A 26650-nucleotide genomic window follows, 5' to 3' on the forward strand; every position below is an offset into this window, starting at 1 on the left:
TTTGTACTTGATTGCCAGTACCTGTACCGTCCTGTAATTGTTGCTGGGTTTGTACTTGATTGCCAGTACCTGTACCGTCCTGTAATTGTTGTTGGGTTGGAGTTCCAGCATTATTAGATCCTATGGCCCCTACATTTAAAGCGACACATGTACTTGCTATTAAAATTAGTGCAAAAAGTTTTATGTTCATTTTTTATTAATTATTGTTAATAATCCTAAACCTTTATTTATTATACAGCATCAATACAAATGCGTCTATATCAGCTATCTTATTTATCTAAACAATCTTTTAATTTAACAATTTCTTTAATAGAAGGTATTGCGCCAGCAACAATTTCATTTGCCCTATCTTCTCCCAGTATAGAAATAGCACATTTTTTCTGTGAATCACTAATTTCTGTAGGGATGTCTTTAGGGTCTATTCCAATTGATTCAAAAATTGCTTCTTGTTGAGTCGTTAAATATGGATGATCATATGTGCTTGTAGGATTATTATTAAATAACACAGGAATTAATTTTGTAACATCTATTCCATATGGCTTTATAATAATTAAAGTAATAGCAGCTATGATTAATAACAAAAAAATTGCACCTAGAACCAAAAACACAGCTTTAATAATTTGCATATTTTTATTATTTTATTTTTTATTTAAAAATAAACTTTTAATAATTTGCCAGTGTAAAATTAAATGAATAATAATAAATCCCAAAAAAATTAAAGAAGATGCGATGTGTATATCTGACCAATCATGACGAGATAAGTTCAAAAATAGAGAATATCCACTTTTTTTAAACCCTTGGCCTGATGGCAAAATTAGCCAAACAATGATTGCAGAAAAAGAAGAAATAAATAAGAATACAGAGCTAATTAAATCAATTATCACGTTTTTATTTTTCATAAAATTATTCCATTTTTAAATTATACCATAAATAAGAAAACCGATAATATAGGCTTTATTAAGAGTTTGGACAACGGGATTCGAGCTTTAATTTATCTTGTGCCCCAAACAGGACTCGAACCTGTGACCTTCATCTTAAAAGGATGTTGCTCTACCAACTGAGCTATTGGGGCGTAATGAGGGATTAAAGTCCCTCTTTTTTCAATTCTTCTAATAATTCTTTCTGTCTCTTGGTTAATTTTTCTGGAGTATCGATATTTAATTGTAAATACAGATTTCCTCTACCAATACCTGAAAAATGAGGAATACCCCTTTTAGAAATTTTGAGTATTTTTCCTGATTCAGTTCCGTTTGGAATTTTAACAATTATTTTTTCTCCTTCTAGGGTGGGTATTTTTATTTTTCCTCCAAGTGTTGCTTCAGAAAAAGTAATATCTTGCTTTAAGTAAATATCATCTCCATTTCTTTCGAAAATCTTGTGAGGCTTAATGGATATCCTGATATATAGGTCTCCTGCTTCGCCTCCTCTTTTTCCAGCTTCACCTTTTCCTTTTACCTTAATTATCTGGTTATTGTCAACACCAGCTGGTATATTTATCTTTATTTTTTCTTCTTTTTTAATCCTTCCTTCTCCATGACAAACATTACAAGGTTTTTCTGGTTTTACTCCTTCTCCATGACAATCAGGGCAAATGACATATTGACTGATAGTTCCTAAAAATGTTTTTCTAATTTCTTGGACTCTTCCTGTTCCTCTACAGGTGAAACATTCTTTTACTGAGGTTCCTGGTTCAGCGCCACTGCCCCCGCATCTTTCACAAGTAGATTTTTTAGTGATAAAGATTTCTTTTTCTTGGTTACGAAGAATTGATTCTAGGTCAAGCTCTAAAATCATTTCCAGATTATTACCTTTTCTAGTGTCTTTTTGTTTTCTTCTTCCCGTACTAAAGCCTCCACTAAACATATTGAAGATATCTTCAATATTGCCAAAATCACCTCCCATGCCACCCATGATATCTTCCCAGTTAACATTTTGCTGATTAAAGCCTCCTTGAGCGCCATTGAATGTTTTTCCAAAGCGATCATACTGAGATCTTTTGTCTTTATCAGACAAGGTTTGATAGGCTTCATTAATTTCTTTGAACTTAGCTTCATCTCCCCCTTTTTTATCAGGATGATACTGATGAGCTAATTTGTAATAAGCCTTCTTTATATCCTCAGGTGAGGCATTCTTTTCTACTCCTAAAATATTGTAATAGTCTTTTGACATGGCAATAAATAAGAAAGGCAAAATTATTCATTTTGCCATTCTCATAATTTTTTAAATTATTCTTTTTCAGTTTCAGCTTCGGGTGCATTCTCAGGACCTTCTTCTTTCTTTGGTTCCTGATTTTGAGTCGCTTGATACATAGCGGCACCGACTTTCTGAATGGCTTGGGATAGTTCTTCTGTTTTTTTCTTTATATCCTCTATATTATCACCATCCTTAACTTTTTTCAATTCAGAAATCTTGTCCTCTACTTCTTTTTTAGCTTCGGCTGTAACTTTATCTCCAGCATCTTTGATTGTTTTTTCTGATTGGTAGATTAAGTTGTCAGCGATATTTTTTACCTCAATCGATTCTTTTTTCTTTTGGTCTTCGGCAGCATGGACTTCAGCATCCTTTTTCATTTTTTCAATATCTTCTTTGGATATTCCAATTGAGCCCTCAACCTTAATTGATTGAGATTTATTCGAAGCTTTATCAATTGCGGTTACAGTCAAAATTCCGCTAGCATCAATATCGAATTTAACTTCCACCTGAGGAATACCCCTTGGTGCTGGAGGAATACCATCTAAAACAAACTTGCCTAGAGAGCGATTATCAGAAGCCATTGATCTTTCTCCCTGCAAGACATTTATTTCAACTGAAGGTTGGTTGTCTACTGCAGTTGAAAAAACCTGTGAACCAGTAGTAGGAATGGTAGTGTTTTTCATAATCATTGGAGTTGAAACGCCTCCTAGGGTTTCTATTCCTAGTGATAATGGCAAGACATCAAGCAATAAGACGCTTTTAATATCTCCTTCGGGAGTTCTGCCTTCTTCTTTAGCCGTTAATATTTCTGCTTCAATTGCAGCACCAATAGCAACTACTTCTTCGGGATTAATTGATTTATTCGGTTCTTTGCCGAAGAAATTCTTAACTGCATCTCTGGCAGCAGGAATCAATGTTGTTCCTCCGACAAGAATAACTTCATTGATTTCATTCTTGTCCATCTTAATTTCTTCTAAGGTTTTTTTAACCCTATCAACTGATCTAGTGATTAAATCATTAGTCATTGAATCGAATTGAGATCTAGATAGTTTGTATTCTAAGTGTTTAGGACCATCAGCGTCAGAAGTAATAAAAGGAAGATTGATATTTGTCTCCATTGCGCTAGATAATTCAGTCTTGGCTTTTTCAGCCGCTTCTTTTAGTCTCTGTAGGGCTAAAGCATCTTTTAATAAATCAATTCCCTGTTCTTTTTTAAATTCAGTTAAAATCCAATCGATTATTCTTTGATCGAAATCATTTCCTCCTAAATGAGCTTCTCCACCGGTAGCTAATACTTCAACTACATCGGGAGAAACATCAAGGATAGTTACGTCAAACGTACCTCCTCCAAAATCATATACTAATATTTTTTGAGCATCTTTTTTACCGAAACCGTAAGCTAAAGCAGCTGCAGTTGGTTCATTGATTACTCTCAAAACATTAAAACCAGCAATTTCTCCAGCAGCAATAGTTGCTTTTCTTTGAGAATCATCAAAGTTAGCCGGACAAGTGATAACAACATTCTTAATATCTTCTCCTAGCTTGTCTTTAGCGTCAGCTTTAATTTTCTGTAAAATCATTGAAGAGATTTCAATTGGGTTGTACCATTTGTCTCCCATTTTAACTTCAACTCCACCGTCTGATTTTTCTCTTGTTTCATATGGAAGAAGTTTCAATTCTTTTTGTACTTCGGGGTCAGAAAATCTTCTGCCGATAAATCTTTTTACTGCAGAGATAGTATTTTTTGGATTGGTAATGGCTTGTCTTTGAGCAAGAATTCCAACCACTCTTTCCCCTCCCTTGGTCTGAGCGACAATAGAAGGAGTTAAAATCGAACCTTCTCTATTTTCTAATGCCTTAGGTTCTCCATTTACAATCGAAGCTGATTTTGTAATGGCTGTACCTAGGTCTATTCCTAAAATTTTTGACATAGTTCTTATATTTTTTTATTCTTATATCTTAATATTATTAAATTATCACTCTAATGTCAAGAGTGATAATAAATTATTTGCTCACTTTGACTTTTGACGGCCTTATAACTTTTCCATTATATGAATAGCCTTTGTCTAATTCTTCAATTATCATTCCTGGCTCTTCCCCTTCTATCTCTTCTATGGCTTCATGAATATTAGGATCAAACTTCTTGCCAATGCTTTCAATCTCTTCCAATCCTAAGGCTTTTAAAGCATCTTGTAATTGTTTTTTAATCATTAACAATCCGATTACGCTTTTATTGCTTTTATCCTCTTCAGAAATAGCTTTTTCGGCTAATCTAAAACTATCTAAAACAGGAATAATATCTTCAAAGACGCTTTCCTTGGCAATACAAAGTGTTCCTTTTAATCTTTCGAATTCTTGTTTTTTGTAATTAAGGAAATCAGCCTTCTCTCTTTGCCATCCGGCAAAGTATTCTTCTTTTTTTTGTTTCAATTCTTCCAGCTCCTTATTTGGTTCTTCTGTTGTTTGTTCTTCTTTCATATTAGTTCTTCTAATACCTTATTTAATGAATTAATTAATTTAATATTTTTTTCATAGTCCATTCTTCTCGGTCCCATAATAGTAATGATTACTTTTTGAGAAGGAAGATTACATTCTGAGCAAATCATAGTCATATCTTTAGATTTAGCAATCGGATTTTCTTTTCCAATAAATATTTGTGTTTTTGAATTAGTTTGTAATTTATCAACATTCTTTTCAAAATTTGTTAAAAAATTAACAAAACTATTGATGAAATCTTCATCTCTAGATTCTGGTTCTTTAAATATTTCATCTAATCCTTCTTTTAAATTTAATCCTTCTTTAGCGAAATACAAATTAACAAAGCTTGATGAATTATCGGCAATGAACTTAGCTATTTCTGAAGCCATTCTAAATTTGTCTTCTACTCCCCTAATTATTTCCTCTAATTCTTCTTCGATTTTTTCTTCCCTTTTTTCCTTTAAGTGATCAACGAAAAATCTGTAAGCTTTATCAGTGGGAATCCTTCCCGCTGAAGTGTGGGGTTGTTCTAAGAAGCCTTCCCTGATTAATGCTTGCAATTCAATTCTTATCGCGGAAGGACAAAGGCCGAAATCGTGTTTTTCGGCTAAAAACTTAGAGCTGACTGGCTCGGCAGTTTTAATATATTCTCTAACCAAGCTTTTTATTATCTGTTCTTGTCTTTCGCTTAACATATGGATTTAATATACCATATGTATTTTATCAGTCAAGAACTTGGACTGACAAATAGTATTTATTAATTGGTTTTAGATTATCATCCAATTCGTAAACCAAAGGGATTCCTATTGGTATTTCCACATTAGTTATTTCTTCTCCAGAAAGCTCTTCAATGTTTTTGATTAAGGCTCTGATGCTATTTCCATGGGCAGCGATAATCACTTTTTTACCAGACATTATTTGCGGAGCTATGGTCTCTTTCCAATAAGGAATAAGCCTTTCTTCGGTGTCTTTCAAGCTTTCAGTTAGCGGCAACTCCCCTTCTTTTATTTCTTTATATTTGAATTCTTTATTCTCTTCATTGGCTGGTGGTTTGACATCATAGCTTCTTCTCCATATTTCAACTCGTTCTTCGCCGAACTTTTCTCTTGCCTCGTCCTTATTCATTCCTTGCAATCCGCCGTAATGTCTTTCATTGAGTCGCCATGATTTTTCTATGGGAACATTAAGATTCATTTCTTCTAAAATCAAATTAAGAGTATCGTAAGCTCTTTTTAATACCGAAGTAAAAGCTATGTCAAAAGAGAAACCTTTCTCTTTTAGAAATTGTCCAGCTTTTTTAGCTTGACTGATTCCTTCTTCTGATAAGGGAGCGTCAATCCAGCCCGTAAAGATATTTTCCTTATTCCAAACACTTTCTCCGTGTCTAATGATTATTAATTTATTCATATTAATATATTACTATTATTTCCTAATAATCTCAATATTGTTATTTAATAGAGAAATTATTTTTGATGGTTTAGATTTTAACTTTCCGCAATCAACGTAGAAGTCTACTTTATCCTTAAAATATTCTTTTGCTTCGTCAATTGTCTGAGCCGGTTCGTTTCCTTCTGTGTTGGCGCTGGGAGCGACTATCGGCCCGGATATTTTCAATAACTTAATTAGTTCTTTATTATCGGGTAGCCTGAAAGCTAGGCTGTTTTTACCACGATGCAGATATTCAAATTTTTTAATTGGAACAATAATGCTTACTTTTCCTGGCCAATATTTTTTAGTGATTTTCTTATCTATTTTGACGTTGAATAAATCCAAATCTTTAACAGAAGAAATAAGAATAATCATCGGCTTTTTAGAATTTCTCTTCCTGATTTTATAAATTTTTTCAACGCTTTTCTTTTCCATGGCTGAACAGACTATTCCATAAATAGTATCAGTCGGAATTACTCCAATCTTTCCATTCTTAATATCTTCTCCTATTTCTTTTATAACTTCATTTCTTGTCATTTTGATTTTTTCCTTAATTCAGCTTCTCTTACTTCTTTTTCATTCATTCCGAAGTGATGAGCAATCTCGTGCCAAACAGTTTCTTTGACTATCCTTTTTATTTCTTTTTCTGATTGGGCAGATTTTTCAATCGGATTTTTAAAGATAGTAATCTTGTCTGGTAAGACATCTGCATATCCCCATCTTTTAATCTTAGGAATTCCTTCATATAATCCGAAGAGGACATAATTTTTCCTAATCTTTAATTTTTTTAATTGTTCTGGAGTCGGATCATCTTCAACAACAATTCCGACATTGTTAAGCTTGTCTAAGAATTTTTGAGGAATATCTTTTATTCCTTCATTTACTAATTGTTCAAATCTTTCAATTTCCATATTTTTATTCTATCAAAAAATCACCAATTTAGCGATTTTTTAAAATAATTGGTGATTATGCGAGAATAAATTTTTTGAGTATTAAGGCGTTACAGTGTGATTAGAGATTGACGAATTTTGTCGAATTGGCCTACGAGACTATTATAATTAAATTCTGAGACAGTACCTTCAGGATAATTTGCAACAGTAGTCGAGTGTATGAAATAACGTATGGCAATACAGGGATTAGTTCCTGGAATCGCCCAAACTTTTTCTTCATAACGATTACCAGCAGCAGCTCCATTTGTTGATGCGAAAGAATAATCACGACCATTATCGGTTACAGTCTGAAGGTCGGTACTATCGTCTAAGAAAAGACTAGCATTACAGTCTTGAGTTGCGGGAATGATTTCTACTGAAACACCAGTATCAAAACTTGATAAATTAGTATTGGGAGCAAGAGTAGACGGAATAGTAAATTTTACACCGTTAATATCTTTACCTGGACCAAGCGCCTGATATTTATAAGAAGCATTCATTAAATAATCAACTGGATAGCGGATTGAAAAACCCGTTGTACTGTCTGAGTAAGTATTAGGTAATCCTCCAGGATCTTTAGCGATAACAATACATCCTATATAATTTTTTTCAACGTTATTTTCTAATACAAGAGCTCCATTGCCTTTACTCCAAAAAACTAATGATTCATCACTATTGGCATAACGTGATCCATCAGCAGAAATAGTCTGAGTTAAATCAAGGTTTCTTCCATCACTTAAAACAATCTTTACACTTCCTGAAGGAATTGGCATTTCGCCTGGTTTTACTATTTTAACCTCTCCTTTATAGAAGGCAGCATATATTGTTTTATTGTCATTGCAAATATATGTAACTTGAGCTATGGGAGATGGTGAAGGATTTTTATTTACCTTATCATAGATATACCATATTCCCGCTCCTGCAATAATAATTACTATAAGAAGAATGAGTATAGGATTTTTATTCATATTTTTATATAAATTATAATCTTTACCTTAGTATACTCTTAAAGTGTCTGTTAGTAAATTAAGAGTAATAAATAAAAACCGACGAATAGTCGGTTAAGTTTTTAATAAAAGTAATTTGTTGTAATTAATAATAGTTCTTATGGTTCCCAGTATTCTCCACTTCTTAAAATTTTACCTACTTCTATCTTGCCGTCAAAGATGACAATTTCTACTCCAGCTTCGCGAAGCATATTAAAAGCGAAATCTATATCATCCTGCCAGTGTCCATTTCTATCTAAAGCTTGTTTATGTACTACTATTTTTTTAATTCCTGCTTGGATTATGGCTTGTGCACATTCGCTACAAGTTGCCCAAGGGCAAACCATAATTAGTCCTTCTGTTTTAATTCCTTTTTTTGCTGCAGAATAAATAACATTTCTTTCTGCGTGAACACTATATTTAAATCTCACAACCTTATCAGCTTGTCTTTCTTTGGTTTCATTTACTCCATTAGGAAAACTGTTTACTTCAGAAAGGATGATGTTTTGATTGTTATCAATTAAAACAGCCGCGTTTTGCGTGGATATATTTGTGCTTTTTTGAGCTTTTTCGTATGCTATTTTAAGTAATTCTTGCCAATTATTCATATTTTGAAATTTTTTCATATAACTCTTCTAAGATTCTTAAGTCACCAGTAATAAATTGCCTTTCTTTTTCAAAATCTTCTTCGCTAAACCATTTTCCATATTCTCCTTCCAATATTTTTATGTTTTCTTCAAAATCACTTCCTACTTTTGTTATAAATAGGTCCATAATTATTTCAGGTAAATCATATCTACCGAAATGATTAAAGCTTTCAGGAATAAAATCAAGTTCTTCTTTTATTTCTCTTAGTAGTGTATCTGTTGGTGTTTCATTGTTATCTGCTCCTCCGCCAAAAAATCCAAAAAAACCAGGATGTCTGCTGGCATTTTTATCCCTTTTTTGAAGAAAAATAAAAACTAAGCCATTTTTGACTTTATACGGAGCAAGTGACGATATTTTTCTTTTATTTTCTACCATTTTTAATATTATTTATGTATTTTTCGGTATCTTCAATAGCTTCTTTAAAAGTATTTGGAGAATTTTCTTCAATAATTTTTTTATTATTTCTAGCCCAATCAAGTTCTTCTTTCCAATGTAATTTTGACGGTGAGAATTCTAAAAATGGCAACATTCCCTCTTTCCTTAAAGCATCGTATTCTTCTTTGGGTATTTCTGTATGTATATCTAAAGCATCTTTAGTACAATAGGCAGATACGGCTGTTTCTGGATAACCCAACAATAATCCCATAGTTCTGTCGTCTTTATTTTTTTCAGCCTCTTTTATTTTATTTAAATCGTCTTGATTTCCAGCAATTGTAAAAGAGAACCCGATAACATCATTATCATCTTCTATTTTTCTGGTTATTTCGTAAGGAAGATTAATGCTGTTTAAAAGTAATCCAATGCTATTTAATTCTTCGTTGAACTCTTTTATTAGTTTTTCTTTATGTTCTTCTGATTCGGCAATATCAAAATCTCCTAAAAATGCTGCCCTCTTTTTGTTTAAAAAAAGTAGTATTAAATCAATTTTATTATCTGGCGAAAGAGAAGATTTTTCTATTTTTTTAATAGATTCTTTTTTTTCAAAATTTTCCTTATTATTTGTCTCTTTTGGCTGATATTCAAATTTTTCCATGTTTTTTATTAGCATTATTAAAAATATTATATAATTTTTATGATCTTTTGTAAATTTTTTTGTAAAAAAAGATGGGGCCACTCATAGAATGTGCCGCCATTTTAAGTAACCATAAAGGCTACCTACACCGATAATAATTCCTACTGCGATACCTCCACCAACTGCCTGCAAGGCGTTTACGGTGGATACAAGGAAATTTACAGCCACGTTGAGTAGGTACGTAATAACTACCGCAATGATTGCGATAACAATTGCGGGTCCGCCCCATTTGTAGATGAAATCCCAAATACGATCATCTAAATTAGTTGCCATACAAATCACTGATCTCCTGAATATATTATATAACATATATCCATAATATGTCAATACATAGTACCTGAAAACAAAAATCACCGCATAGATCAGTGATTTTCATGTATGCTCTCAGTTACCTGACTTAGCATAAGACGGCTGCGGGACTAGGATTCGGACCTAGATTGGGCGAGTCAAAGTCGCCAGTCCTACCGTTAGACGATCCCGCAATGTTATAGTGATTTTTTGCAAATACCCTCTATCCAACCAGTAATCATTCTATTAAGGTTAGTACTTTTATTAACTGTAACTCGTATTAATCCATGATAGTCACTACAAGTGTTTTTCCTTATAGTCTTTATTTTACTTTTCTTCAAGTAGGTCCTAATTTTTTCCGTTGATATTGAAAGAATGTTAGACCAATATATTTGAGCTTTTTTTATATCAGCTGTTTCGTGAATATATAGTTCGTATATTAAGTCAGAACTATTTATCAAAAAGCTATTTTTTAACCATTTTATAAAAAGTAAAATCATTCTATGGTCAGAGTTGCTAAATTTCACTCCTGAGTTTGTTCCACTTTCTTTTTCCTTTGATCCTTCAGCCCAATATAACGCTATTCCTATTAACCACAAATTTTTTATATCAATATTTTTTACCTCTTTTATTGCTTTACTTTTTATTTCTTCTGTGATTTTTATTCTATTTCTTCTTCTAGCCGCTGCGCCACGTAATCCCCCCTCAATTCTTTTTTGGGTAGTTCTTTGAAATTGAGCTTTGGCTAATCCTACACTTCTCAGCCATAAAGATAAGGTGGACCTAGATATAGGTATTTGTTTTAAAATTTCCGAATAAGAGAAGCCATTTTTTCTAAACTTAATTGCTTCCTCTTTTTCTTTAATTTTTGATATCATATGAACTAGGATTATTGTTTATTTAATAATATCATCCTAGTTTTATTATGTAAAGGTTCTATTCAATTCCAATCGATTCAATTAGAGCCAATTCTAACGGTAACTGCTGTATCGAAGCATACTTACTTTTATTATCAGCGTCTAAAAGTAGATTAAGGGTTTTTTTTAGATTTTCTTCTGCTAACCCTTCGGCTTGTTTTTTAGCTCTTTCCCCCACTTCTTTGGTTTCTCCAGGCATCACTGAATTGATTAAATTTGAATCAATCTTTAGGATAAGCAATTTTCGTAAATAGTCAATAAGGGTTTTAGTAAATTCAGGAATATCTATTCCTTTCTCAATATTATCATTTAAAAACTTTAAAGCCCCTGCTTTATCTTTTTTGATTAAATAATCAGTTAATTCAACTACTAAATTAATATCTACTAATCCTAAAAGCATTTGAACATCCTCTGCTTTAATTTTAGTGTTTGGCAAGAAATTTAAAACTTGATTCAGTGTTCCTTCGGCATCACGCATTGAACCTTCGGAAGCGGAAGCAATTAATCCTAAAGCTTCTTTCTCGATGTCTATTCCTTCTTTTTTACAAATGAAAGAAAGTTTTTCTACAACTTCATCAAAAGAAAGTTTGTAGAAATCAAATCTCTGGCACCTAGAAGCGATAGTCGGAATCATTTTGTGCGCTTCGGTAGTTGCTAAGATGAAAACTGCATATGAAGGTGGTTCTTCTAATATTTTCAAAAGTGCATTGGCAGCATCTTTTGATAATTGGTGAGCTTCATCTAATATCAAAACTTTGTATTTTAAAAAGTTAGGAGCAAATTTAATTCCTTCTCTAATACTTCTAATTTCATCAATTCCCCTATTTGAAGCAGCATCGATTTCAATAATATCAACTGCTTTGCCTCCATTAATCTCTAAACAAGAAGGACATTTATTGCATGGCTCAGATCCTTTTAAGTTTTGACAATTAATTGCTTTGGCAAATAATCTAGCCAATGTAGTCTTTCCTGTTCCTCTGTGCCCAGAAAACATATAGGCGTGAGAAATCATGCCTGAAACTATTTCATTGGTTATAGTTGTAACCACATGTTTCTGACCGATGAATTCTTTAAACGTTTGTGGTCTGTATTTACGATATAGGACTAAGTTTGACATATACCATATTCTATTATTTTTTCCTCTAAAAAGCAAATAAAAAAAAAGAACAGTTGTTCTTAATAAAAAGAGAAAGGAGAGCTGTATAAAATGGCTCTCCACGATTGATATATAGATGAATATTTTATAGAGATAAAAATATAAATCGATAATCAATTTGATTATGGTGCTTTGAAACACCATCGTATATTATATTCTGATAAAGTATCAGACTCCTCGGTTTAAATAAACAGAGGAAAATATAATATACAGATTGTTTAGGTTCTGTATTAATTGTAACTCTTTATAATATTTTGTCAATAACAGTTATAAACAAAAAAAGCCCTAGGCTTAAAGTATGAGAAATTACGAAATGTGGGGGAAAATTTAATGAAGAACGCTTTCAACCCAGAGGAACAATTCCCCCACTATTTCTTTATATTTTTAGCAGCACATGCTAAAACCTCCATATGGAATTTATTCTTTTTGCATAACCGCTTCTTCATTTGAAATTAATTCATCAGAGGATTTTGTGTTGCTTTTTTACTTTCTCTATCATAGTTGTTTTAAATATTTTGTCAATAAATAAAAAGTGAACCATAAGATTATGGTTCGTGTATAAGATTTTTGGAGGAAATTCCAAAGGAGTTGACCCGTAGTTCATTCAGCAAAAGTTGTTAAGGTGCTATAGTTACAGACTCCATAGCCCGGGTTGCTGTCGCTACGATTAAATCATAAAGCATCTAAAATATTTGTCAAACAAAAAACCCTTGCGGGTTCGGTTTAAAATTATATTGAGGTGGGGAGGAAGAAGTTGATTTTGTAAATCATTCTTCCTCCCCCTTTTGAAAGCGATCCGCTTTCATTAAGGTTGTCGGTACTGGGTATGTACCAACAATTATATATTTAACCTATTCCTATAATTTGTCAAACAAAAAAAGACCTGTTTGGTCCCCACAATAAGGGAGAAGAGTTTTTAAGGAATTATCGCGATTTATCCATTAAACTCTTCTTATTAATATCGTTTCAATTTAAAAAGACCCTTTTAAGTCTTTAGTTTTGAACGATTCTGGAAACGTTCTATAAATATAATATCTTTTGAATTATTTTTTGTCAATTCTTGACAATATAATCTCTTTTGCTAGAATAAAAACATATGAAAAATATAAACAAACAAATCTGCTGCTGTTGTTGCCCTCCACTAGACTAAGAGATTGGTTTGTTTTTAATAATAAGGAATATAAAAACTAATCTCTTTAAAGAGATTTTTTGTTAATAATAAGATATGAAAACAATTTTAGACTATATCGGCAATACGCCGTTAGTAAAAATAGAAAATAATATATTCGCGAAGTTGGAAGGATTTAATCCTGGAGGTTCGATTAAAGACAGGATTGCCCTAAACATGATTAATGAGGCTGAAAAGTCAGGATATATAAAACCGGGAGATACCTTGATTGAACCAACCAGTGGTAATACTGGAGTTGGCTTAGCCATGGTCGCTGCGATGAAGGGATATAAAGTTAAAGTGATTATGCCCGAAAGCACTAGTAAAGAAAAAATAAAGATGATAAAGATATTCGGTGGAGAAGCAATATTGATGGAAAATTTAAGATATAGAAAGTTTGCGATTAATGATGTTAAAGACATGGCTAAAAAAGGAGAAAGATTAATATTTCTAAATCAATATGAAAATTTAGCTAATCCAGAATCACACTATTATGGAACAGCCGAAGAAATATTAAAACAGATGGAAGATAAACAAATAGATTACTTTATTGCAGGAATGGGTACTGGAGGAACAATTACAGGAATTGGAAAAAAACTAAAAGAAAAATATCCAAATATTAAAATTATCGGAGTCCAACCAGTTCAAAACCAAACAATCGAAGGATTAAGATCTCTTAAGGATGGATTTGTTCCGACAATTATCGATTTTGATTTAATTAATGAGATTTACGATCTCGAAGCTGAAAAAGCTTTAGAGACAAAAGATGATCTTGCTCAAAAAGGAATTCTAGTTGGGCCTAGTTCAGGGGCAGCTATGTATATTTGTCGTGAAATACAGAAAGAACATCCTGAATCAGTCATTGTTACTGTCTTTCCTGACCGCGGAGAGAGGTATCTTTAAATATAGAAAAGATTAAGATATAATAGAAATATGAAATTATACAATACTCTAACTAAAAAGAAAGAGGAATTTAAGCCAATTAAAGATAAAGAAGTTGGAATATATACCTGTGGACCGACTGTCTATTGGTTTGCTCACATTGGAAATATGAGAACCTATCTCTTTGAAGATTTTTTAAAGAGAGTTTTAATGTATAACGGATACAAGGTTAAACATGTAATGAATTTAACTGATGTCGGACACTTAACTTCTGATTCTGATTCCGGAGAAGATAAGCTAGAAAAAGGCGCTAAAAAAGAAAGAAAAACTGTTTGGGAGATTGCTCAATTCTACTCAGACTTTTTTAAAAACGATTTAAAGTCTTTAAATGTTGTTGACCCAACTATTTGGGTAAAAGCTACCGATACTATTCAGGAACAAATAGATTTGATTAAAAAAATGGAAAAGAAAGGTTTTACCTACATTATCAGTGATGGAGTATATTTTGATACTTCAAAACTAGAAAAGTATGGAAGGCTTTGGGGAGAAAATGAAAGAAAAGAAATGAAAGGAAGAATTGAAGAAGTAAAAGAGAAAAGAAATAAAGCTGATTTTGCTCTGTGGAAGTTCAGTCCTAAGAATGAAAAGAGACAAATGGAGTGGGAATCTCCTTGGGGGGTTGGTTTCCCTGGCTGGCATACTGAATGCGTGATTATGAGTGTAAATAATTTAGGAATACCTTTTGATATCCATTGTGGAGGAATTGATCATGTCTTCATTCACCATACCAATGAAATTGCTCAAGCTGAAGCAGTATACAATAAGCCAATGGCTAATTATTGGATGCATGGAGAATTCCTTAATCTAAAAGACGGAAAGATGTCTAAGTCTTCTGGTAACATTGTTACCCTTAGTACATTAAAAGAAAAAGGAATTAGTCCCCTTGCCTATCGCTACCTTTGTTTAAATACTCACTACAGAAGCAAACTTGTTTTTAGTGATGAAAGTCTCGATTTCGCTGAAACAAGTTTAAACAAGCTTTACGAAAAAACAGTTGAATTATCAAGAAGTGATAAAACAAAACATTCAAAGAAGTATGAAGAATATCAGAAAAAATTCCTTGAGTTTATTAATGACGACTTAAACATCCCTTCTGCCTTAGCCTTAACTTGGGACATGATAAAAGATAATAATATTACGAATTCAGAAAAATACGATTTATTAATCGATTTCGATAATGTTTTTGGATTAAAATTATCCTCAGTTAAATCAGAAGATCTTTCTGAATCAAAATACATTATAAAGATAGAAAAAGATGGTATTCCTGTTTGGACTAGCGATATTAGTATTGTTCCTGAGGACATAATGAAACTTGTCGAAGCAAGAGATGAGGCTAGGAAAAATAAAAAATGGGACAAAGCTGACGAGGCAAGAAAAGAAATAGACAAAAAAGGATGGCAAGTCGAAGATTCGGGAGAGAAAACAGTAATCAAAAAGAAATAATAAAAGCCCTGCAAAGTTGCAGGGTTTTTAAATAAAGAAATTATTTAATTTATTTATTTTGTTGTAGCAAGTACGCAGTCTTCATAGATGGTATTGTTGCCCTGTTGTAGGAATGCTGCATCGCCTTTATTCCAGAACACAAAAGATTCTCCAGTATTTGTGTAGCGTGCTCCAGAAGCAGATATGGTTTGTAAAAGTAACAAACTATCACCATCGCTTAAATTTAATTCTACTTTGTCGTCAAAAAAGATAGCATTAATAATTTTATCATTCTTACAATTAAAAGTTGCTGCAGTAATAGTATTTGTATTATTTGCAGATTTTTTAATAAATGTATTAGTAGGTATTTGTTCAATCGTCATTTTTAGCGTAGTCATTTTTTCACCAAAACAAAAACCAAGATAAAAAATACTAATATATAAAACTACGGCAAAAGTTATTGAATACCAAGTAACTTTTTTCCATTCTATTTTCATATTTAATTTCGTATTCTTTTTTGTTGGCATATTTTTTTTATTGTTTTTTAAATTATGTTTTTATTATATCTTTAAACAATAAAAGACGTCAAGGAGTTTGTTAGATTTTCTAGTGAAAAAACTTCAGAATTTTAATTTTTCTCTTCACATTCTTTATAAAATTCTAAAACTTTATCAGCCACTTTCTCCCAAGAATATTTTTGAACTTCTTTTAATCCCCACTCCCCCATTTCTTTTCTTAAATTTTCATTATCAATTAATTTTTCTAATTTTTTTGCCAATTCGATTTCATTTTTTGGCTCAGCTAAGAATTCTTCTCCTTTTGTATCCTGAAGAAGCTCTTTGTATCCCATATTACTAAAACCACAAACTGGTTTTCCGAGGGCCATTGCTTCTAATAAAACAATACCGAAGCTTTCTCCGAATATCGCTGGGCTGCAGTAGATATCACAGGTTGAAAAATATTGAGGAACAATGCCTCCGCTCTGGGCTCCTTCCCAATAAATCTCTTTAAGATTGTTTTCTTTAGCATATATTTCGCATTCTTCCTTGAGAGGACCATCTCCAACGATTATTAGTCTTAAATTATTATTTTTTTCTTGTAAAATTTTATAGGCCTTGAGCAAATATATTAGTCCCTTTCTTTCTTCAATTCTTCCTAAGAATAAAATATTAATTTTACTGTTATCAAATTTATTCAATTTTTTAATTTCTGGATTAAATTCATTTAAATCAATACCATTGGGAATTACTTTTTTTAATCCATTGAATTTTTTGAAGGGTTCAAGATTGAAAGAAGCTACTCCGATAACTCCCTTAACCTTATGATTAATCAATCCACTTAAATTATTTATCATTGCATCTACAATTGGCGCTGCTTCAGTATTGGCGTGAAAAGTAATAATATTAGTTGCGTCAGATCTTTCTAATATTTGTGAAGCTGAAGGAATAATAAAATTATGGAAATGCAAAATATCAAACTTTTCTTTATTAAGCATTCTTTTGATAGATAAAGGATTAAAATTGCAAACTAAATCCCCTTGCGTTCCTGCAATGTTTAAGGGAATTGACGTTCCCAAGAGAATAACATTTTTACCATAGTTTTCTTTGAGCTTTCTTCTGGGCACAATTATCTTAGTTTCTATGCCTCTTTTCTCAAATTCTTTAGATAGTCCTAAAATGTGGTTTTTTACCCCTCCTGGATTACTGAAGGAATGGAAAGAAATAAAGCCTATTTTCATAATTGACGTTTAATTTGTTGTTTGCTACATTATACTTAATGAGTAGTGAAAATACAAATATTAAATTACCTCCCCAAGACATTGAGGCCGAAAAAAGTCTTTTAGGCTCTTTAATGCTTGACAAGGAAGCAATTACTAAAGTTGCCGATATTTTGCATTCAGAAGACTTCTACAAAAGAAACAATCAGTACATCTATCAGGTAATTGAGGATTTGTTTACTCGTGGCGAACCAATTGATTTGATTTCTGTTTCTTCAAGACTTAAAGAAAAAAATCAATTAGAAAATATAGGAGGAACAGCCTATTTAACCGAACTGATTAATACTGTTCCCACTGCCAGCCATGTCATGACTTATGCCAAGATTGTCCAGAAGAAAAGAATTTTAAGAGATTTAATTACCGCTGGAACAGAAATTTCTTTAATGGGCTATGAAGAAGAGAACGAATCAGATGATTTATTAGACTCAGCTGAAAGAAGAATCTTTAGTATTACTCAAAAGAATTTAACTCAATCATTCTTACCTATTAAACCTTTCTTAGAGGAAGCTTTTGAAAGAATAGAAAGAATATCAAAACAAAAAGGAGCTTTAAGAGGAATATCAACTGGATTTAATGGTTTAGATTCTATTCTTTCTGGTTTACAAAATTCGGATTTAATTATTCTAGCAGCGAGACCATCAATGGGAAAATCAAGTTTAGCGTTAGATATTGCTAAGAATGTTGCTTTAAGAGAAAAGAAGCCAGTTGGTTTGTTTTCTCTAGAGATGAGTAAGGATCAATTAATTGATAGGCTTATTAGTTCAGAATCAAACATTGATTCATGGAAACTTAGGCAAGGAATGCTTTCAACTGATGGAGACCAAAATGATTTTGTTTGTATTCAACATGCCTTAGGTACTCTTTCTGAGGCTCCGATATTCATCGATGATGCTTCTAGCTGTAGCGTGTTACAAATGAGAGCGATGGCTAGAAGATTACAGGCCAGTCATGGATTAGGATTAATTGTTGTTGACTATTTACAATTAATCGAACCAAATAACAAGATAATGAATAGTGTCCAGCAAATTACAGAAATTTCAAGACAGCTAAAGGGATTAGCTAGAGAATTAAATGTTCCTGTTTTAGCTTTATCTCAATTATCAAGAGCAGTTGAACAAAGAACACCTAAAATTCCTAGACTTTCAGATTTAAGAGATTCAGGTTCAATTGAGCAAGATGCTGACGTTGTTTTATTTATTTATCGTGAAGATGTTTATCAAGAAGAAAGTCCTAGAAAAGGAATTGCTGATATTATTATTGCTAAGCACAGAAATGGTCCAATTGGAAGAGTGGAGTTATTCTTTGATAAACAAAGAGCTTGTTTTAGAAATATTGAAACAGGCCGAGATGCTTTTGAGGGAGACATTGGATATTAGTAAATAAAAACCTGCTTCAGAGTGAAACAGGTTTTTAAAATATTTAATTAATTCTTAATATCTGTAATTTCAACTTCGGTATAGAGCTGTCTATGCCCTTTTTTAACCTTATATCTTTTCTTTGATTTGTATTTAAAGGTCATTACTTTATCAGCTTTAGCTTGTTTTAAAACTTTAGCCGTTACAGTAGCTCCTTTAATCAATGGTTCTCCAATAGTTAAATCTTTTCCATTTTCAACCAAAAGAACGTTGTCAAATACAACTTCAGTGCCCTCTTCGGCTACAAGCTTTTCAATCTTTAATTTGTCTTTTGGGGAAACTCTGTATTGTTTTCCTCCTGTTTTTATTACTGCTAACATGTTTTTTTGCTTAATTAATACTTTTTGTTTATATCATTTTATCGTTAGATAGTCAATAATCGCTTACATTCTGATAAAAACTTCGGTTAAAATGAAAGTGATATATATAAAGAGTAGAAAGACGGCCTCTTTTTTAGTAATTTGGCTATCGTTTTTGATAAAGAAAAAGAAGAAGATTATTGCTATCATTAAGAAGATTCTAGCTACTCCGAAAGGAGAAAAATCAGAGATATATATTGGATTTATTAAAGCTACGATTCCCAAAACAAGAGTGGCTGGGGCAACGATTGTTCCCATTAAGTCTCCTAGGATCATCCATTCCATATTTTTTTTAGCAGAAGATATGGCAAAGAATATTTCTGGTGCACAGTTCCCTAACCCAACAATAAATAAACCGATTAGAACAATTGGCCAATTAAAGGTAGTGGCAAAGTATTGAGCTGACCTAACAATCCCTTCCGAAGCAATAGCAAAGATTGTTAAGCTTAACAGAATTTTAAATATTCCACTAAAAGAAGCTTTAAAGCTTTCTGTAGGAGTTGTATTATCTTCGCAGGTTTTACTAAATCTTTCCTTTTTAGAAAATAGCCAAGCAACATATACAAAGAAGAAAGAAATCATAATAATACCATCAATCCTTGAAAGATTATTATCCCAAATAAGAAGTATTGGTAAAATAGCTGCAATTACAGTAAATATTAAAGTAGTATGGATAGTTTTACTTTTAGCAGGGATTCCTTTTTTAGCGAAAAAGGCAGCTAAAGCAATAGATAGAGTTAAATCAACTACATTTCCTCCGATTACGTCCCCAAAAGATAATTGTGGAACATTATGTAGGGCCGCAGAAATACCGACAAATAAATTAGGTAATGAACCGACAACGGCCATAACCAAAAAAGAAACGACGAATTCTTTCCAACCAAGAAACTTAGCTATCTTTATTAAACTTTTAACTATTAATTCTCCTGATAAATAAAAAGCAAAACATGAGACAAGAAAAACAAGAATGTAAATTAAGGTTATCATTTATTTAAATTATTATATGTGAAATTAAAATACAGAAACTATTATTGCTCCACCAACCATCATAGTAACACCTAACATTTCTTGCCAGTTTAATGTTTCACCAAGGAAGATAAAGGCAAGAATTGCTACAAAGACTAGGCTTAATCTATCAATTGCTACAATTTTCGTCGCATCTCCCGATTTCAAAGCTAAGAAATAAAAAAGCCAAGATATTGCTCCCGCTATTCCCGCGAGAATGATTAAAATCCAGTCCTTTAAAATGATTGAGTGAAATGAAAATCCATTAAACTTTTTTAAAGTAAAACTAGTAATAATCAAAAACAAAGCCATTACAATTGAACGAATTGTTGTTGCTAGCGTTGAGTCTATATTTTTTAATCCAAGTTTACCAAAAATAGCAACAAGGGATGCCATTAAAGCAGAAAGGATTGAATAGATTAACCATGCTTGCATATTATAGTTATTATATTACTTTTATAAACAATTTCAATAAATACTACATTACAAAGCATTTTTATCTCGTTTGTCTTTCTGGTTTTTAATCATTCTTTTTAACCTATTGTCAATTAAAGAGCCACAATCAAGAGTACCGATTGCAGTTAGAATTGCCTCCTTTTCTTCAGAATCGAGTGAATATTTTTTCATTATTTTTAACAAAATATCAATTGCTTTTTTGTATTCCATAGAGATAGCTTAAGGCATTACAACAACACATTCCTTTCCGTTAAAACATTTATTTTCCCCACAATTACAAGTTTTTATTTGATGACTATTAGTTGAAGAACAACCGCAGGCGCCGATAAGGCAAAGATTTGGAAAATCAGATACCGAAGTGCAACACATTAATGTTTCAATTTTTCCTCCTGAAATCAAACAAGATTGTTCTTTTTTAATTTCTTCGGTGGTAATATCTTTTAATGTTGTACCTTCTATTGTAAACTGTTTAGTGATTCCAATAGAAGGCTGAATAGTCATTGCTTCATCTATTTTTCTATCAGCATAATTTACAATAATTTTTCTATCTTGTATTTCTATGTTTTGTGGTGCAATTCTATCGCCCAACAAAATAGCATTAGTGCCTTTGCATCCATCATTATTTCCCAGAGCAACTGCTATGTAGTAAAAAGTACCACTTCCACCTGTATTTTGTGTAAGAATAAAAGCAGTATCAGATAGACCATCTCCATTTAAATCATTAGATACTTCATTTCCGAAATATTGTGTAATTATTTTTGAAGCAGAATCAGGAGTTATTTCTTCTTCAGAGTAACCATTTTTTAGTGTAATATTTTTTTCTTCAATAGTGTAAGTACAGTTTTTATAATTTAAAGTAGTTTCTTCTAATTTTTTAGATTCTGTTTTTAATTTATACGAGTAACCTATTGCAACAGTTCCAATTAGAAATAAAACTATCAAAGCAACTATAATAGGAGCGAATCCTTTTTGATATTTATTCATGTTTATTAATTTATTAATCTTGAAGATATTATATCACAAAACAAAAATCGGCAGAAGTGTCGGTTTTTTGTAAGGGTTAGTAAGGAATCAGATTAAGATTAAATTGGGTATAAAAAAAGCGGTAGAATTACATGGTAATCTTACCGTTTGAGGTTGAATGCCTCTTGAATGTCATTCTGAATTTCTGAGAATATTTTTTCGACTTCGCCTAGGGATATTCTTCCTTGGCGTTCAGGTCCATTATATTGGCTGATTTTATCGAACATTGGACAGTGTTTCCAATGAGGGCTGAATCTTCTCATTTCCACACTCAGTATTCCGTCATTCGAGATACCGATATATGCTAAATCTATTTGGCAGGTAGTGCCGGGCGGGTAGACATCTACGCAACGATCGGTCATGTATACTGTTGCGGATATTTTTCCACCTTTTGGTTTAAATCCAGACGGTGGAAAAAGAGATGTTCCCCCATCATACATTCCGAGCCTTATCCCAACGTTTTCATTTTTTTCCAGCAGTTTGGATATTCCCAAGAGAATTCGGCTGCCAATTTGAAGATCGTTTATGCGTATCTTCCTGAGTTGATCCAATTCAGTTTCTTTTGTCAAAGCTTATCATCCTCATAGTATCTTCGCATATTGGCGCAAGATATTGATAATAAAATAACATATTCATTGTATTCTGTAAATGGCAGGGGCTCGTAGAGGACGTTAGAACTAGGATTCAGGAGAATATACTGCAGTTAAGTGGCAATGGGACGGAGTTGGAGTCTTTCTAAAGCTGAATGAACTTAATAAACATTAATATCCTTCAGGACTAAACTTTGTATAAAATTGATTTTCTGTCCATCCTTGAGGGAAAACTGAACCTTTACTTAAATTACAAACACCAAAAGGATTACCAATGACAGAGCCTGCACCAGGAATAGCAAAACATTCAGACTCGGTATGTCTTCCTCTGAATAGGTATGTATCAGAAACAACTCGATCTAAATTACAAGAATAGCCGTATTTAAAAGTACCTATAGCATTTTGAAGTGTACAATCGGAACCGTCAAAAGATTGATAGTAAATACCTAAGTTTTGATTTAATGGAAAATTATTTAAATATGGAGAGATAAGGTTAACGAAATTAAAACAATCTTTACCTATTGTGCAGAATTTGCTTTCAGTTGGATATAATCCATTATTTTCTTTACTATAATTTTTAAGAGCATCTATTAAAACCGTAAAAGTTTTTTCTTTTTGCGACTCTTCGGTTTTTTGCTCTACATATGATTTAAAAATTGGAAAAACGTAGTTTATTATAATAATAAAGAATATCAATATAGTTAAAACTATACTAAAAACTAAAGAAAATTTTTTAACAACAGAGAATTGATTTATTTTTTCCCATGTTAATTTTTTAAGAAGAGAAAACCAAAAGAAAAAAATACTTGATAGTGCAAACCACATTAAGGCAGTATAGCCATACATAAAAACAAAAAGGCCAGACCAATTTTCATAACTGCCTAATTTACTACCCTCAATGGCGGTATATATACTTAAAACAACACAATAAGAACTAATAAGAAAAAATAATATACTACATGCAAAAAAGAATATTTTTATAATTTTTTTCATATTTTATAAACTAAAATATTTAGTGTATATATAATATCATAAACAAAAAAATAGAGAAAGTTATTTCTAAGTTTGCAGGGGCTTGTGGAGGAAGTTAGAACTAGGATTCAAGAGAATGTATTTATTTTATAGCCATGGGACACTATTAGAATTTTTAAAACTGAATCATATTTTTACAACGAGAATCTTTACTTTTTTTATAAAAATAATATAATAAAAATGGCTCTTCTAAATTAGAGTCAGGAAACGAGCTGAGAACTTATGCGAAGACTTGCACTGATGGTTCTTGCCATCATAATGCTTGTTTTCTCTTCTGTGCCCATGTCTGCAGTCACTACGGAGACAAGGGTTTCTACGGATACAACGATTCTTGTAGCACCCGCATGCAACATTACGGGCAGAAGAGAAGGCATACCGCATGACGCTGATTTTCACATGGGGTCTAGCACTGGTCCGCCATGTGAAGTAACAGATGTCACTGTGACGATCATCAGCCAGAAGAACAACTACACCGAACTTGGACAAGATGCAACACACCCTGACAGTATCTTGCATACGTCCTGCAACTGTAATCCAGCATATTGTTCGGTCCCGGAAAAATTTCCGTCCCCCAGTAAGGCTCCGCCTCACTAATCACGGAAATCATTTTTTATTGAAAGGGTCAGCACCCCTTTCTTTTTATTATAAAATAATTAAAATTTTACAGGGGCGCTGGGACGTTATCGGAACCTTTTTGAGGTTAGGTTATGTATAAAAAAAGCGACTATTGCTGTGGTTCTTCTTGAATGAACCAGGCTTTAATCGCCGAACCCATTAGGATGATTCCTAGGGTAAATCCTATTGCCGCGGTAGTCGGTACGTTAGCTTGCTTGAATATCGTCATGATAACAAGCCAGATATCAGTGCAGATTGCAACAGTAATAGTAAATTTAAGAACTTCTTTTTTTGCCATCTGCCGATTGCTACTTCCCCACCATATGTAATTGTGAAAAGAACAATCAATGCGATAGCTCCATATAGGCATTCGACATTCACAACTGTTACTACTATTAAAAGTAGCAGAGCCATTATGGCAATCATTTTGAACAGTAGTTTGTTCACCATGAATTCCTCCTCTAGCTTAAGAATATATTAACTAAATTAAATGTCAATATTTTTTAAAAAAGAACTCTGAAAGGATTCGAACCGAAAATAGCTAATTAGTATATAGTTTTTTGACTTAAAATTGCGTTTGCAGGGGCGATGGGACGAACTTGGAACCTTTTTAAGATTAAATTATGGATAAAAAAAGAGTAGAAATGTATTTTACATAATCTACCCACCTCGATGGTCCCAGAATTCTCCAAATGATCCATCCTGCAAAAGAATCCATACGTACCCCTTTATAAGAGGAGAAAGAACGGATTCTAATTGTTTGCGGAGCATTCGTTTCCGAGCTTTAAGATTTTTCAATCTTTCTGGATAAGAATTGGCCCAGACAATAATCATCAGATCGTGTTCGATTTTGTCGAATGGACCAAAATCACTAACGATAATTTCAATATCGTTGGGCGTAAGTTTTCCATATCGATTATCGCACGTTAATGAGCTTGCAACGAAATTGGGTAAAAAATCAATAATTCTACCTCTTAATATGTCATCTGTTATGACTTTGGGATTCCTCTTTACAAGAACAAGTGGCATTTTTACCTCCAAGTAAAAATATGTACCACATTAACGATATTGTCAATATTTTAAAGTAAGGGTTCTAAAGTTATATTGCGGTTAATATAAAAAGCCTTACAGAATAAGGCTTCTTAGTTTTGCAGGGGCGATGGGACGAACTTGGAACCTTTTTGAGGTTAAATTATACGTAAAAAAAGACCGGGCATCGTTTAAGATTTTTAAGCCCAGTTCGATTGTTTTAGTTGTCGTAATTTTTCCCTCCAAGATTACTCCCATTTTCATCCATCCGATGCGGCAAAGCCTTTCGACATCTTTCCTGTCTTGTTCGTCTAGACTTCGTCCTTTTTCGTATTTTTCCATCAGCTCAACATCTTTTTTAATTAAAAGATCAAGCATTTTGTGCCTCCTCTTTGTTTTGCTAAATATAGCATATTAACTATTTAGGATTATGTCAAACAACTGATACTAAATCTGTAATACTTGGAGAAAAGGTTCCAGCGTCCTTTCGCGGTCATCATAAAAAGCCTTATAGAATAAGACTTCTTAAATTTGCAGGGGCTCGTGGAGGACGTTAGAACCAGCTTGAGGTTGAATTATGTATAAAAAAAGAGCCAGAGGTCAATATGACATGGCTATATATGTGAGGAGTGTTGAATTATTCGACTACCCACAACTTAATAAATCTGTGCGTGGGGATATATTTTTTTTGATTTTTGCTCCAAGACAGATATTCGAAGACAAATTTAGATCCAGGCTTCCCCGTAAGCCATAAATCTCCATTGGGCCATTGCCTGATTTGGGAGTTGCCTTCGGTCAGAATAACTACCCAATATCCATACGTGGAAGGACTAATGATAAGGCTATTGTTCATACTGCCCCTAATGTCCTTACTGTATGAGATGTTGTCCCATCCGTCGTTTCTTGGTTTACTCAAAGTAAAGTTCCCTGACGGCTCGTAATCCGAAGAATTCGTGAAAATTTTAACTTCGTAGGGATACGATTTGGGATTAATAGCTGTGCCGAATGGGTCTATAATAACCCGTCCACTGAAAACAACTTCCGAAGTCTTTTCTTCGATTAAAAAGGTTAAAAAAAATACGGATATGGCTACGAATATAGCCAATAATAATACCCATCCAAGACATTTCTTGTTCATTGTTTACCTCCTTTTTATTATTTTTTCAAATAGCTGCACATATATAGGCGGAGCTAGGTTCTTGTTCTGCCCTAATCTCTTTAGAGGAGTTGCAATTACCCTTTTACGAGTCTAAGACTCAACACACGGCCTATTCTATTTTTAGAACGAAACAATCATCAAGCATTCTTTGAGCTTCTGACTGAGCAAACTCCATTAATTTATTCAATGGAATTCCTGTCTCTTTTGCAAGATTTCCTAATCCCCTTTTCATGGTTGAGGGATTCAGATTAATACCTTGCTTTCTCTTTTCGTTTCTCAATAGCTTCAGGGCGATTTCCCCTTTTTCGTTTTCGTTCATGTTTTCCTCCATACTTACTATGAATCTTTCATAGTCAAAAGGCTACAATTGTAGCATATATATTATACAATATATTACTATATATTGTCAATAGTACAACCTGTAGGGGAGAAAGGATTCGAACCATAAAGAAAAAAGATGAATTGGCGGTCCTAACCGGATTCGAACCGGTGTTCTTAGATTGAGAATCTAATGTCCTAGGCCTCTAGACGATAGGACCAATACATTATCTAAATAACATATA

Annotated in this window: 34 protein-coding genes and 2 tRNA genes; 3 read left to right on the forward strand and 33 right to left on the reverse strand. The window is 32.7% G+C overall.

Annotation, left to right across the window (positions count from 1 at the left end; translation table 11 throughout):
* The 18 genes from PLD14_02470 to dnaX form a co-directional block, all read right to left on the reverse strand.
* Positions 1–190: hypothetical protein (locus PLD14_02470; protein HPR80066.1), on the reverse strand; the 190-nt coding region annotated here is incomplete at its 3' end.
* Positions 191–269: 79 nt separating this feature from the next.
* Positions 270–626 (reverse strand): hypothetical protein, encoded by a 357-nt coding sequence (locus PLD14_02475; GenBank protein ID HPR80067.1) that lies wholly within the window; start codon positions 624–626, stop codon positions 270–272.
* A 12-nt stretch (positions 627–638) separates the two neighbouring features.
* Entirely contained in the window at positions 639–899 is a 261-nt protein-coding gene (locus tag PLD14_02480; protein HPR80068.1) for a DUF4405 domain-containing protein, read from the reverse strand.
* Positions 900–999: 100 nt separating this feature from the next.
* Positions 1000–1072 (reverse strand) — tRNA-Lys (locus PLD14_02485).
* A gap of 11 nt (positions 1073–1083) precedes the next feature.
* Entirely contained in the window at positions 1084–2169 is a 1086-nt protein-coding gene (gene dnaJ / locus PLD14_02490) for a molecular chaperone DnaJ (GenBank protein HPR80069.1), read from the reverse strand.
* A gap of 56 nt (positions 2170–2225) precedes the next feature.
* Positions 2226–4124: a molecular chaperone DnaK gene (dnaK, locus tag PLD14_02495; protein HPR80070.1), complete on the reverse strand. Its 1899-nt coding sequence runs from the start codon at positions 4122–4124 to the stop codon at positions 2226–2228.
* 73 nt (positions 4125–4197) lie between these two features.
* On the reverse strand, positions 4198–4671 hold the full coding sequence (locus tag PLD14_02500; GenBank protein HPR80071.1) for a nucleotide exchange factor GrpE: 474 nt from the start codon (positions 4669–4671) through the stop codon (positions 4198–4200).
* Positions 4668–5366: a hypothetical protein gene (locus PLD14_02505; protein HPR80072.1), complete on the reverse strand. Its 699-nt coding sequence runs from the start codon at positions 5364–5366 to the stop codon at positions 4668–4670. The genes PLD14_02500 and PLD14_02505 overlap by 4 nt, the downstream gene beginning before the upstream one ends.
* Before the next feature lie 28 nt (positions 5367–5394).
* Positions 5395–6078, reverse strand: coding sequence for a 2,3-diphosphoglycerate-dependent phosphoglycerate mutase (gpmA, locus tag PLD14_02510; GenBank protein HPR80073.1), 684 nt, complete (start codon positions 6076–6078; stop codon positions 5395–5397).
* A 15-nt stretch (positions 6079–6093) separates the two neighbouring features.
* Positions 6094–6636, reverse strand: coding sequence for an L-threonylcarbamoyladenylate synthase (locus PLD14_02515; protein ID HPR80074.1), 543 nt, complete (start codon positions 6634–6636; stop codon positions 6094–6096).
* Entirely contained in the window at positions 6633–7010 is a 378-nt protein-coding gene (locus tag PLD14_02520; protein HPR80075.1) for a metallopeptidase family protein, read from the reverse strand. Before PLD14_02520 ends, PLD14_02515 begins: the two co-directional genes overlap by 4 nt.
* A gap of 89 nt (positions 7011–7099) precedes the next feature.
* Positions 7100–7996: an MliC family protein gene (locus PLD14_02525; protein ID HPR80076.1), complete on the reverse strand. Its 897-nt coding sequence runs from the start codon at positions 7994–7996 to the stop codon at positions 7100–7102.
* Positions 7997–8133: 137 nt separating this feature from the next.
* Complete coding sequence (locus PLD14_02530; GenBank protein HPR80077.1) at positions 8134–8622, reverse strand: deaminase; 489 nt, start codon at positions 8620–8622, stop codon at positions 8134–8136.
* Positions 8615–9037 carry an NUDIX domain-containing protein gene (locus PLD14_02535; GenBank protein ID HPR80078.1) on the reverse strand — a complete coding sequence of 141 codons (423 nt, stop codon included), beginning with the start codon at positions 9035–9037 and terminating at the stop codon, positions 8615–8617. The genes PLD14_02530 and PLD14_02535 overlap by 8 nt, the downstream gene beginning before the upstream one ends.
* Positions 9024–9695, reverse strand: coding sequence for a hypothetical protein (locus PLD14_02540; protein HPR80079.1), 672 nt, complete (start codon positions 9693–9695; stop codon positions 9024–9026). Before PLD14_02540 ends, PLD14_02535 begins: the two co-directional genes overlap by 14 nt.
* Positions 9696–9776: 81 nt before the next feature.
* Positions 9777–10007, reverse strand: a complete 231-nt coding sequence (locus PLD14_02545; GenBank protein ID HPR80080.1) for a hypothetical protein — start codon at positions 10005–10007, stop codon at positions 9777–9779.
* A gap of 212 nt (positions 10008–10219) precedes the next feature.
* Positions 10220–10900 carry a hypothetical protein gene (locus PLD14_02550; protein ID HPR80081.1) on the reverse strand — a complete coding sequence of 227 codons (681 nt, stop codon included), beginning with the start codon at positions 10898–10900 and terminating at the stop codon, positions 10220–10222.
* A gap of 58 nt (positions 10901–10958) precedes the next feature.
* Positions 10959–12056 (reverse strand): DNA polymerase III subunit gamma/tau, encoded by a 1098-nt coding sequence (dnaX, locus tag PLD14_02555; protein HPR80082.1) that lies wholly within the window; start codon positions 12054–12056, stop codon positions 10959–10961.
* Between the two features lie 1264 nt (positions 12057–13320).
* On the opposite strand from dnaX, the gene PLD14_02560 reads away from it, so the two are divergent.
* Together PLD14_02560 and cysS are read left to right on the forward strand one after the other, a co-directional pair.
* Positions 13321–14166, forward strand: a complete 846-nt coding sequence (locus tag PLD14_02560; GenBank protein HPR80083.1) for a cysteine synthase family protein — start codon at positions 13321–13323, stop codon at positions 14164–14166.
* 30 nt (positions 14167–14196) lie between these two features.
* Positions 14197–15648: a cysteine--tRNA ligase gene (cysS, locus tag PLD14_02565; GenBank protein ID HPR80084.1), complete on the forward strand. Its 1452-nt coding sequence runs from the start codon at positions 14197–14199 to the stop codon at positions 15646–15648.
* A gap of 53 nt (positions 15649–15701) precedes the next feature.
* On the opposite strand, the gene PLD14_02570 is transcribed toward cysS, so the two are convergent.
* Positions 15702–16154: an MliC family protein gene (locus PLD14_02570; protein ID HPR80085.1), complete on the reverse strand. Its 453-nt coding sequence runs from the start codon at positions 16152–16154 to the stop codon at positions 15702–15704.
* Between the two features lie 101 nt (positions 16155–16255).
* Positions 16256–17365 carry a glycosyltransferase family 4 protein gene (locus PLD14_02575; protein ID HPR80086.1) on the reverse strand — a complete coding sequence of 370 codons (1110 nt, stop codon included), beginning with the start codon at positions 17363–17365 and terminating at the stop codon, positions 16256–16258.
* Positions 17366–17403: 38 nt separating this feature from the next.
* Here PLD14_02575 and dnaB point away from each other — a divergent pair, with 38 nt between their 5' ends.
* Positions 17404–18780: a replicative DNA helicase gene (gene dnaB / locus PLD14_02580; GenBank protein ID HPR80087.1), complete on the forward strand. Its 1377-nt coding sequence runs from the start codon at positions 17404–17406 to the stop codon at positions 18778–18780.
* A gap of 47 nt (positions 18781–18827) precedes the next feature.
* Here dnaB and rplU read toward each other — a convergent pair whose 3' ends face one another.
* The 13 genes from rplU to PLD14_02645 form a co-directional block, all read right to left on the reverse strand.
* Positions 18828–19139 (reverse strand): 50S ribosomal protein L21, encoded by a 312-nt coding sequence (rplU, locus tag PLD14_02585; protein ID HPR80088.1) that lies wholly within the window; start codon positions 19137–19139, stop codon positions 18828–18830.
* A gap of 63 nt (positions 19140–19202) precedes the next feature.
* Entirely contained in the window at positions 19203–20165 is a 963-nt protein-coding gene (locus PLD14_02590; protein ID HPR80089.1) for a hypothetical protein, read from the reverse strand.
* 24 nt (positions 20166–20189) lie between these two features.
* Complete coding sequence (locus PLD14_02595) at positions 20190–20618, reverse strand: EamA family transporter (GenBank protein HPR80090.1); 429 nt, start codon at positions 20616–20618, stop codon at positions 20190–20192.
* 48 nt (positions 20619–20666) lie between these two features.
* Positions 20667–20849, reverse strand: coding sequence for a hypothetical protein (locus PLD14_02600; protein ID HPR80091.1), 183 nt, complete (start codon positions 20847–20849; stop codon positions 20667–20669).
* A gap of 9 nt (positions 20850–20858) precedes the next feature.
* On the reverse strand, positions 20859–21623 hold the full coding sequence (locus tag PLD14_02605) for a hypothetical protein (protein ID HPR80092.1): 765 nt from the start codon (positions 21621–21623) through the stop codon (positions 20859–20861).
* Between the two features lie 140 nt (positions 21624–21763).
* Positions 21764–22231 (reverse strand): hypothetical protein, encoded by a 468-nt coding sequence (locus PLD14_02610; GenBank protein HPR80093.1) that lies wholly within the window; start codon positions 22229–22231, stop codon positions 21764–21766.
* Positions 22232–22423: 192 nt separating this feature from the next.
* Positions 22424–23245: a hypothetical protein gene (locus PLD14_02615; GenBank protein ID HPR80094.1), complete on the reverse strand. Its 822-nt coding sequence runs from the start codon at positions 23243–23245 to the stop codon at positions 22424–22426.
* A 763-nt stretch (positions 23246–24008) separates the two neighbouring features.
* Entirely contained in the window at positions 24009–24197 is a 189-nt protein-coding gene (locus PLD14_02620) for a hypothetical protein (protein ID HPR80095.1), read from the reverse strand.
* Positions 24198–24559: 362 nt separating this feature from the next.
* The gene (locus PLD14_02625; GenBank protein ID HPR80096.1) at positions 24560–24928 is read right to left on the reverse strand and encodes a hypothetical protein; all 369 of its coding nucleotides are present in this window, start codon (positions 24926–24928) and stop codon (positions 24560–24562) included.
* Between the two features lie 96 nt (positions 24929–25024).
* Positions 25025–25306 carry a hypothetical protein gene (locus PLD14_02630; GenBank protein ID HPR80097.1) on the reverse strand — a complete coding sequence of 94 codons (282 nt, stop codon included), beginning with the start codon at positions 25304–25306 and terminating at the stop codon, positions 25025–25027.
* A gap of 259 nt (positions 25307–25565) precedes the next feature.
* Positions 25566–26066 (reverse strand): hypothetical protein, encoded by a 501-nt coding sequence (locus PLD14_02635; protein ID HPR80098.1) that lies wholly within the window; start codon positions 26064–26066, stop codon positions 25566–25568.
* 130 nt (positions 26067–26196) lie between these two features.
* Positions 26197–26406 carry a hypothetical protein gene (locus tag PLD14_02640; protein HPR80099.1) on the reverse strand — a complete coding sequence of 70 codons (210 nt, stop codon included), beginning with the start codon at positions 26404–26406 and terminating at the stop codon, positions 26197–26199.
* Positions 26407–26550: 144 nt separating this feature from the next.
* Positions 26551–26626, reverse strand: a tRNA-Glu gene (locus PLD14_02645).
* Positions 26627–26650: the final 24 nt, after the last annotated feature.

The organism is Candidatus Pacearchaeota archaeon, from assembly GCA_035404185.1.
Lineage (GTDB): Bacteria > Patescibacteriota > Minisyncoccia > Minisyncoccales > Minisyncoccaceae > UBA2211.